Genomic DNA, 10431 nt, shown 5'->3' with positions numbered 1-10431 from the left:
ACCGCCAGCTCCAGGAAACCCGTCCCCGGGAACAACACCCCACCCGCGACGGTGTGATCCCGCAGCCACGGATGCGACTGCAACGACAACCTCCCAGTCAACAGAACACCATCAGCCCCCGCCAACTCCACCGCCGCACCCAGCAACGGATGACCCACCGAACCCAGACCCACCGAACCCAGATCACCCGACCCCACCCCCAACCCCCGCGGCCAAAACCGCCGACGCTGAAACGCATACGTCGGCAACTCCACCACCGACGCCCCCGAACCAGCGAACGCCGTTTCCCAGACGACGGGCACACCGTTCACGTACAACTGCCCAAGGCCGTCCATGAGGCTGTTGCCCTCAGGGCGGTCCTTGCGCAGTACGGATACGAACTGGCGTCCGTCAGCCTGCAGGCATCCCTGGGCCATCGCCATCAGCGTGCCGTCCGGGCCCAATTCCACGAACCGGGTGACCTTGCGCTCCTCCAGGCGGTCGACGCCGTCGGCGAACCGCACCGCACTGCGCGCATGCCTCACCCAGTAATCCGGAGAGGCGATGGCCTCGGGCTCGGCCGGCCGTCCTGTGAGGGTGGAGACGATCGCTGTCTGCGGCTGGTGGTAGGCCAGACTCTCGGCGACCCGCCGGAACTCTTCCAACATCGGGTCCATCAGCGGCGAGTGGAACGCATGACTCACCCGCAGCCGGGTGGCCTTCCGCCCCAACTCGTCGCGTACGTGTCCGGCGAGCTCCTCCACGGCCTTCTCCGCACCGGAGATCACCACCGCATCCGGACCGTTGACCGCCGCGAGGCCGACCTCGCTCTCCCGGCCCGCCAGGAGTGGCAACACCTCCGCCTCCGACGCCTGAAGAGCGACCATCGCCCCGCCCGGCGGGAGAGCCTGCATCAACCGGCCACGCGCCGCCACCAGACGGCACGCATCCTCCAGCGACCACACCCCAGCGACATACGCGGCCGCCAACTCACCGATCGAATGCCCCAACAGAACATCCGGCCGCACACCCCACGACTCCACCAACCTGAACAGAGCCACTTCCAGCGCGAACAACGCAGGCTGAGCAAACTCCGTCCGGTTCAGCAGCTCCGCATCGCCACCGAACACCACCCCACGCAGCGAACACCCCAACTCACCATCCACAAAGCCACACACCGCATCAAAGGCGGCAGCAAAAACCGGGAACGCCCCATACAACTCCCGCCCCATCCCCAACCGCTGCGAACCCTGACCCGCAAACAGAAACGCCGTACGACCCCCGGCCCTGGCAGTTCCGGTGACCGCGCCCGGCGTCTGTTCGCCCTCGGCCATCGCGGTCAGTCCGCGCAGCAGCTCCGCCCCGTTCTCTCCGGTCACCACCGCACGGTGGTCGAAGGACGAGCGCGTCGTGGCGAGCGAGATCCCGACGCTCGCCGGGTCGATGCGGGGTCCCGACTCCACGAACGAGACCAGCCGACCCGCCTGTGCTCGCAGGGCAGCCTGGCTACGGGCGGAAATCACCCACGGCAGGAGCCTGGAGGCGACCGGTTCCTCAGTCTGGTCGGCCGACTCCCCGGTGGGAGCCTCCTGGTCGGGTACCTCCTCGGTGGGAGCTTCCTCGACGACCATGTGTGCATTGGTGCCGCTGATCCCGAACGACGACACCGCGGCACGACGCGGGCGGTCCTCCTCCCGCGGCCAGTCCTGTTCGGCGGTCAGCAACCGCACAGGCCCGGCCGTCCAATCCACGTGCCGGGACGGTACGTCGACGTGCAGCGTGGGCGGCAGCACCTCGTGCCGCATCGCCAGCACCATCTTGATCACGCCGCCCACACCGGCAGCGGCCTGCGTGTGCCCGATGTTCGACTTCAGCGACCCCAGCCACAACGGCCGCTCCTCGGGGCGCCCTTGCACATAGGTCGCCAGCAGCGCTTCCGCCTCGATCGGGTCCCCGAGCGGCGTGCCGGTGCCGTGCGCCTCCACCGCATCCACGTCCGCCGCCGACAGACCCGCGGATTCCAGGGCGGCGCGGATCACGCGTTCCTGGGCCGGACCGTTGGGCGCCGTAAGGCCGTTCGAGGCTCCGTCCTGGTTGATCGCGCTTCCACGTATCACCGCCAGCACGGGATGGCCGTTGCGCCGGGCGTCCGACAGCCGCTCCACCAGAAGCATTCCGACGCCTTCAGCCGGGCCGAAGCCGCTCGCCTGATCGGAGAACGCCCTGCAGCGGCCGTCCGCGGACAGCGCCTGCTGCCTGCCGAAGTCGATGAACATCTCAGGGCCCGACATGACGGTGACACCGCCGGCAAGCGCGATGTCGCACTCGCCGGACCGCAGGGACCGCACCGCCAGGTGCAGCGACACCAGCGACGACGAGCACGCGGTATCGACCGTGACCGCCGGTCCCTCGAGCCCGAAGGAGTACGCGATCCGGCCCGAGGCGACACTCGTCGTGCTGCCGTTCAGCAGATGGCCCCCCAGCTCTTCGTGGGACTCCTGCGAACGGGGGGTGTAGTCCTGCGCGATGGCGCCCACGAAGACACCGGCGTTCTTCCCGCGGAGTGCCGTGGGGAGGATGCGCGCCCGCTCGACGGTCTCCCAGGAGACTTCCAGCAGGAGGCGCTGCTGGGGATCCATCGCCTGGGCCTCGCGCGGCGAGATCTCGAAGAACTCCGCGTCGAACGAGGGGGCCCCGTAGAGGAATCCGCCCTCGCGGACGTACGTCTTGCCGGGTCGGCCGGGTTCCGGGTCGTACAGCCCTTCCATGTCCCAGCCGCGGTCCGTCGGAAACGTGGAGACGGCGTCCGTACTGGAGGCGAGCAACTGCCAGAGGTCCTCGGGTGATTCCACGCCGCCGGGGAAGCGGCAGCCCATCGCCACGATCGCGATGGGTTCCTGGTCACGTGCCTCGAGGTCCTGCAGGCGCTTGCGCGTCTGACGAAGGTCGGCGGTGACCAGTTTGAGGTAGTCCCGCAGCTTCTCTTCGTTGCTCGCCATGTGTTGCCACTTCCCTAAGAGGGACCCCCTGGGGTCCGAAGAGGTCAGGTCCGAAGAGGTCAGGTCCGAGGGGTCAGGAAATGCCCAGCTCTTGGTTGATCAGGTCGAACATCTCGTCGTCCGTCGCGTCGTCCAGCTCCTTGCCGTCCGACGTACCTCCGGCGCCGGTCCACTTCGAGAGGAGCTCACGCAACCGGGCCGTGACCTTGTCCCGCAGTTCGTCGTCCGTTGCGCCGTCGTCCGCTCCGCCCCCTCCGTCGCGCGCGGATGCGGCGGATGGAGCAGATGCCGCGGATGCCGCGGCCAGTACGGCTTCCAGCTTGTCGATCTCCTCGAAGACGGCCGCGGAGGGCTCCGCCTCCTCCGGGGCGCTCTGGGCGAGCAGGTGGCCGGCGAGGACGGCGGGGGTCGGATAGCTGAAGATCAGGGTGGCCCGCAGCGTCAGCCCCGTGGCCGCGCTGAGGCGGTTGCGCAACTCCACAGCGGTGAGCGAGTCGAAACCCAGTGACTTGAAGGGGCGTTCGGACTCCACCCTTTCGGGGTCGGAGTGGCCGAGGACCGCCGCGGTGTGGGTACGCACCAGGTCCAGGACCGCCTGCTCCCGCTCGTTGGCATGCAGCGGGCCCAGCTGTTCGGTCAGCGACACCGCTGTCGTTGCCGTGACGGCGGCCGCGACCCGACGGACCTGGGTGCGCACCAGGCTCCTGAGCAGAGCCGGCGGCTCACTCGCCTCGTTCCGCAAGGCCGCCAGATCCAGGCGCGTCGGCACCAGCACCGCGTGGTCGGCCGTCAGGGAGGTGTCGAAGAGCTCGAGAGCGTCCGACGTGGGCAGCGGTGCGAGACCGATCCGGCTGACGCGCTGCATGTCCGCCTGGCCCAGGGTGCCCGCCATGCCGCTCGACCGGTCCCACAGACCCCAGGCCAGTGACAGGGCGGTGAGCCCGTCGGCCCGGCGGTGGTGCGCCAGCGCGTCCAGGAACACATTGGACGCCGCGTAGTTGGCCTGCCCCGGGGTTCCGAAGGTGGCTGCGGCGGACGAGAACAGTACGAAGGCGGAGAGATCGAGGTCCCTCGTCAGTTCGTGCAGGTTCCAGGCCGCTTCGGCCTTGGGCCGCAGCACCGTGTCGATCCGCTCCGCGGTCAGGGAGTCGACGACGCCGTCGTCCAGCACCCCGGCCGCGTGGATGACCGCCGTGAGCGGGTGGCTATCGGGCACTTGGGCCAGCATGCGGCGGAGCGCGTCCCGGTCGGCGATGTCGCAGGCGGCGACCGTGACATCGGCGCCGAGCGCCTCCAGATCGGCCGAAAGCTCGTCCGCTCCCGGTGCGTCGGGGCCGCTGCGGCTGGTGATCAGGAGGCGGCGGACGCCGTGTCTGCTCACCAGATGGCGGGCGAGGAGGCCGCCCAGTGCGCCGGTACCGCCGGTGATCAACACCGTGCCCTCAGCGTCCAGCGGCCGGGGAATCGTGAGGACGATCTTGCCGACATGCCGGGCCTGGCTGAGCTGCCGGAACGCTTCGGGAGCCCGGCGTACGTCCCAGGTGGTGACCGGCAGGGGCCGGAGCGCCTGCCGCTCGAAGAGCGAGAGGACCTCGGCGAGCATCAGGGCGGTGTGGACGGGTTCGACATCCCGCAGGTCGAACGCCTCGTACCGGACGCCGGGGTGGTCCGCGGCGACCCGCTCCGGGTCACGCAGGTCCGTCTTGCCCATCTCGATGAATCGGCCGCCGCGTGGCAGCAACCGGAAGGAGGCGTCGACGAGTTCCCGGGCGAGCGAGTTCAGTACGACGTCCACTCCCCTTCCGCCGCTGACCCGCAGGAACTTCTCCTCGAACTCCGCGGTGCGGGAGGAAGAGATGTGATCGTCGTCCAGACCCATCGACCGCAGGGTCTCCCACTTGGCAGGGCTGGCAGTCGCGAAGACCTCGGCGCCGAGATGCCGCGCCAGCTGCACGGCGGCCATGCCGACCCCACCCGCCGCGGCATGAATCAGTACGGATTCGCCAGGGCGCAGATCCGCGAGATCGGCCAGGCCGTGGTACGCGCTGAGGAAGACGATCGGTGCGGCGGCGGCCTCCGTGAAGGACCAGCCGTCGGGCATCCGGGCGAGCAGGCGTTGATCGGTCACGGCGGTTGGCCCGTACGCTCCCGGGATCAGGCCCAGGACGCGGTCGCCCGGGGCCAGCCCGATGACGTCGGGGCCGACTTCGGTGACCACGCCGGCTCCCTCGCGGCCCGGAACCTCGCGGTCGAGCATGCCGAGGCAGACCAGCACATCGCGGAAGTTCACTCCCGTCGCGTGCATCGCCACCCGCACTTCACCGGGTCCGAGCGGTTCGGTCACCTCGGGGCAGGCGACGAGGGCCAGATGGTCCAGGGTTCCCGGGGTGGTGACGTCCAGCCGCCAGGCAGTCGCTCCGGAAGGCGGCAGCAGCGGCCCGTCAGTTCCTGCCCGGACCAGTCGAGGTGCGTGGGCGGTTCCGTCTCGCAGGGCGAGCTGCGGCTCGCCGGATGCGAGCGCCGAGCCGAGCAAGTCGGCACTCGTCGCGGACCCGTCCTGGCCCGGCGCGAGGTCCAGCAGAAGGAACCGTCCCGGGTTCTCCGACTCCGCCGAGCGGACCAGACCCCATACCGGGGCGGCGGCCAGGTCGATGTCGGCCCCTTCGTCCGCGACGGCGACCGCGCCACGGGTCACCAGGACGAGCCGGGACGTGGTGAAGCGCTCTTCCGCCAGCCACTCCTGGAGGAGGGAGAGTGTCCGATGCAGGGCTGCCCGTGCACCGCGGACCGCGCTGTCGCCTTCGACCGTGCCTTCGCCTTCGACCGTGCCTTCGTCTTCGACCGTGCCTTCGTCATTGGCCCTGCCGTCGCCGTCGACCGCGCCGCAGTCGACGAGTACCGCGTCCGGCAGCTTCGTACCCGCCTCCATGGCCGCCCGCAGAGCGGCCAGGTCCTCGTAAGCCCCGGCCGGAGCGTCGGGCAGATCGGCAGCTGGACCCACCACGGCCCAGGAGGAAGCGGGTGCTTCGGACCCTGCCGCGAGGGTCAGCGCCGTCCAGTCCACACGGAACAGAGAATCGTGCCGCGCGCCGCGGGAGGCGTCGAGGGAAGCCTCGTTCAGCTCTCGCATGGTCAATGAGTCGACGGATGCCACCGGCCGGCCACCGGCATCGGACACGGTCAGCGAGATCGAGTCCTCGTCCACCGACGACAACCGCACCCGCACCACTGACGCCCCTACCGCAGCGAGCGAGACACCGCTCCAGGAGAACGGCAGCCGTACCCGTACGGGCCCCGTCTCCCCTGCCGTGGCCAGCCAGGCGTGCAACGCCGCGTCCAGCAGCGCCGGATGCAGACCGAACAGTCCGGCGTCACGGCTCTGTTCCTCGGCCAACGCGACCTCGGCGAAGACGTCTTCACCCAACCGCCACACGGCCTGAAGTCCCTGGAAGGCCGGACCGTAGGCGTAACCTCGTCCGGCCAACTTCTCGTAGAAGCCCGCCAGTTCCACCGGTTTCGCGCCGGAGGGGGGCCATACGTCCAGCTGGGCCCTGTCCGAGGAGTCGCCCGCGACGAGGAACCCGTCGGCGTGGCGGGTCCACGTCTCGTCGACCGCAGCGCCGCTCGGGCGCGAATAGACACCTACCGTCCGTCGGCCCGACTCATCCGGTCCACCAACCATCACCTGGAGCTGCACCGCGCCGCTCTCGGCCACCACCAGGGGCGCCTCGAGTGTCAGTTCCTCTACCCGACCGCAGCCCAGCCGGGCGCCGGACTGCAGCACCAGTTCAAGGAAGCCGGTGCCGGGGAAGAGCACGGTGCCCGCGACCATGTGGTCCCGCAGCCAGGGATGCGACTGCAGCGACAGCCTCCCGGTGAACAGGGCTCCTTCTCCATCGCCCAGACCGACTTCCGCGCCCAGCAACGGATGCTCCGCGGATGCCAGCCCGAGGCCGGTCGCGTCGCCGGATCCGGCTCTGGTGGCGCGTGGCCAGTACCTCTCCCGCTCGAATGCGTACGTCGGCAGATCGATGCGCCTTGCGCCGATCCCGTCCAGTGCGGCAGACCAGTTCACCGAGACCCCGCGCGTGAATATGGCTGCCGCAGCGGCCATGAACGCGCGGGCCTCGGGACGGTCCTTGCGTAGTACGGATACGAAGTGGTGCCCGTCGGCCTGCAGGCATCCCTGGGCCATGGCGGTCAGCGTGCCGTCCGGGCCCACTTCCAGGAACCGGCTGACGCCCTGCTCCTCCAAGCGCTGGATGCCGTCGGCGAACCGCACCGCATGACGGACATGGCCGACCCAGTACTCCGGCGAGGTGAGCTCCTCCGGTGTGGCGGGTTCGCCGGTCACGTTGGACACGAGCGTGATCCGCGGCGAGTCGTACGAAATGCTCTCCGCGACCCAGCGGAAGTCCTCCAGCATCGGGTCCATCAACGGCGAGTGGAACGCATGACTCACCCGCAACGACGTCGTCTTACGCTCCAGACCCCGGAAGCACTCGGCGATCTCCGCGACCGCTTCCTCGGCACCGGAGATCACCACCGCATCCGGACCGTTGACCGCCGCCAGGCCGACCTCACCCTCGCGGCCCGCCAGCAGCGGCTGCACCTCCGCCTCCGACACCTGCACAGCCACCATCGCCCCGCCCGGCGGGAGAGCCTGCATCAACCGGCCACGGGCCGCCACCAGACGGCACGCATCCTCCAGCGACCAGACCCCAGCGACATAAGCGGCCGCCAACTCACCAACCGAATGCCCCAACAACACATCCGGCCGCACACCCCACGACTCCACCAACCTGAACAAGGCGACTTCCAGTGCGAACAGCGCAGGCTGAGCAAACTCCGTCCGGTTCAGCAGCTCCGCATCATCACCGAACACCACCCCACGCAGCGAACACCCCAACTCACCGTCGAACCGCTCACAGACCTCGTCGAACGACCGGGCAAACACGGGGAACACCCCATACAACTCCCGGCCCATCCCCAACCGCTGCGAACCCTGCCCCGCAAACAGAAACGCCGTCTTCCCAGCCCCACCCGACACACCGGTAATGACGTTGAGGGCCGGCTGCCCGTCAGCCAGAGCCCGCAGGCCCAGCAGCAGTTCCTGTCGCTCCGAGGCGAGCACGACTGCCCGGTGCTCCAGCGCCGAACGCGTCGTCACCAACGACAGGGCCAGATCGCTCAGCGGCAGTTCCGGATCGGCCTCAACGAACGACAGCAACCGCTCCGCCTGTCCCCGCAGACCTTCGGCGCCGGCCGCCGACACCGTCAGGGGGATCACGCCCCCGAGCCCGGCGGAAGCACCGCCGTCGGCCAGGATACGGTCTGTCCCGTCAATGGTGCTCTCGTCCGACGGGGCCTGTTCCAGGATCACGTGTGCGTTGGTCCCGCTGATCCCGAACGAGGACACACCCGCCCGACGCGGCCGATCGCTCTCCGGCCACTCCGTGTTCTCCGTCAGCAACCGGACGTCGCCCGCTGACCAGTCCACATGCGACGACGGAAGGTCCGCGTGCAGGGTGCGGGGCAGCATGCCGTGCCGCATCGCCATGATCATCTTGATCACGCCGCCGACACCCGCAGCCGCCTGCGTGTGACCGACGTTCGACTTCAGCGATCCCAGCAGAAGCGGCCGGTCCTGCGGCCGGTCCTGCCCGTACGTAGCGAGCAACGCCTGCGCCTCGATCGGGTCCCCGAGCACGGTCCCGGTGCCATGGGCTTCAACCGCGTCCACGTCCGCCGCGGACAGACCCGCACCCGCCAGCGCCTGACGGATCACCCGCTGCTGCGACGGCCCGTTCGGCGCGGTCAGACCATTCGACGCACCGTCCTGGTTCATCGCAGAGCCGCGGACGACCGCCAGCACCTGGTGGCCGTTGCGCCGGGCGTCCGACATCCGCTCCACCAGGACCACACCCACACCCTCGGACCACGCCGTACCATCCGCGGCATCCGAGAACGCCTTGCACCGGCCGTCCGCAGCCAGCCCGCGCTGCTGACTGAAACCGATGAACATGTCGGGCGTCGACATCACGGTCACGCCACCGGCCAGCGCCAGATCGCACTCACCCGACCGCAACGCCTGCACCGCCAGATGCAACGCCACCAGAGACGACGAGCACGCGGTGTCCACCGTCACCGCCGGTCCTTCAAGACCAAACGCGTAGGAGACCCGGCCGGAGGCCACACTGCCCGTATTCCCGGTCAGCGCATAGGCATCGGTAACGTCCGAGGACTCCCGCAGGCACGACCCGTAGTCCTGGGCAATCATTCCTGCGAAGACACCCGTCCGACTGCCCCGCAACGATTCGGGAGCGATGCCGACCCGTTCGAAGACCTCCCACGACGTCTCCAGCAGCAACCGCTGCTGCGGATCCATCGCCAACGCCTCACGCGGCGAAATCCCGAACAACCCCGCATCGAACGACGCCGCGTCGTAGAGGAACCCGCCCCTCTGCACATACGACTTGCCGAGCTTGCCCGGATCCGGGTCGAACAGCCCCTTCAGATCCCACCCGCGATCCGCCGGGAAGGCGCCGATACCCTCGCCGCCCTCGACGACCAACCGCCACAGATCCTCAGGAACCTCCACCCCGCCCGGGAACCGGCACGCCATCCCGACGATCACCACCGGATCGTCGTCCACCCCCACCAACGCGGGCAGCAAACGTCCGGAAGCGTCCTCGCTGCCGAGCACCTGGGACTGGATGTGGCGGGCGAGATCGGCAGGAGTCGGATGGTCGAAGATCAGCGTGGCCGACAGGCGCAGCCCCGTCACCGTGTTCACCCTGTTGCGCAACTCCACAGAGGTCAACGAATCGAACCCGAGACCCCGGAACGTCTGGTCCGCATCGATGTCCGCCGCGGACCCATGTCCCAGTACTGCCGCCGCTTGACCGCAGACAATGTCGAAGAGAAACCGCTCGCGGTCGGCCGACGCGAGAGCGAGAAGGCGCTGCTGGAGATCGGGCTGCCCGCTTCCTCCTGTCGCGACCTGCACGCTCCGGCGTACCGGAGTACGGATCAGGTTGCGCAGCAGCGGCGGGGCGGCCTCGGACTGGCCACGCAGCGCCTTCACATCGAGGTTCACCGGCAGTACGGCGGCCCGCTCCAGCCCGGATCCGCTCTCCAGGGCATCGTCGAACAGCCTGAGTCCTTGTTCCGCAGAGATCGGCAGCATGCCCGACCTGGCCATACGCCGCAGGTCCGCCTCACTCAACTCACTGGTCATCCCCGCGCCCGGAGCCCAGGGGCCCCACGCCAGTGACGTCGCCGGCAGACCCTCCGTACGCCGGGACCCCGCCAGAGCGTCCAAGAAGGCGTTCGCTGCCGCGTAGTTGGCCTGACCTGCGCTGCCGAAGGTCCCCGCCACCGACGAGAACACCACGAACGCCGCCAGATCCAGCCCACGCGTCAACTCATCCAGATACACCGCCGCATCCGC

2 protein-coding genes are annotated in these 10431 nt (G+C 69.3%); both read right to left on the bottom strand.

Annotated elements, in window-relative coordinates:
* Positions 1–2978: type I polyketide synthase (locus tag ACFYWY_RS37715; RefSeq protein ID WP_389195884.1), on the bottom strand; the 2978-nt coding region annotated here is incomplete at its 3' end.
* 73 nt (positions 2979–3051) lie between these two features.
* Positions 3052–10431 (bottom strand): SDR family NAD(P)-dependent oxidoreductase (locus ACFYWY_RS37710; protein ID WP_389195881.1); only part of this gene is annotated, 7380 nt, incomplete at its 5' end.

It is taken from the genome of Streptomyces sp. NPDC002870 (assembly GCF_042888505.1).
GTDB lineage: Bacteria > Actinomycetota > Actinomycetes > Streptomycetales > Streptomycetaceae > Streptomyces.
Note: the sequence above shows the minus strand (reverse complement) of the source record. Positions and strands in the feature narration are given on the sequence as shown.